General features: G+C 57.6%; 1 protein-coding gene. It reads left to right on the top strand.

Going from position 1 to position 321, the window contains the following annotated elements:
- Window positions 1-321: hypothetical protein (locus tag IG168_RS20490; RefSeq protein WP_193166463.1), on the top strand; the 321-nt coding region annotated here is incomplete at both ends.

The raw sequence follows: 321 nt of genomic DNA, 5'->3' as shown, positions 1-321 counted from the left end.
TTCATCGAGGCCGCCACACTGGCGAAGCGATCGACATTTTGCCCCCCCGCTCGTCATTTCTGGGATGATGTTCTTAAGAGGCATATCGACTACGGCCAAACGGTCACCGAAAGCATGGCAAGCGCCGGAAAAGTGCTTTCTCAGTGGGAGCAGATGCCCCTTCGCGGCCATAGCGGCACAACTCATGCCGACCTCGCCTCCACCATGTTGACGATTGCTGGCGATCGTCTCCACGAAGCCGAACTCGCGTCCGCCTCTCTGGTCTCCAAAGCGACGACCGCTTTTGTCCTCTATCTCATCGCGACGATGGGGATCTTCATC

Source organism: Microbulbifer hainanensis (assembly GCF_014904735.1).
Lineage (GTDB): Bacteria > Pseudomonadota > Gammaproteobacteria > Pseudomonadales > Cellvibrionaceae > Microbulbifer > Microbulbifer hainanensis.
This window is presented reverse-complemented; position numbering and strand designations above follow the sequence as displayed.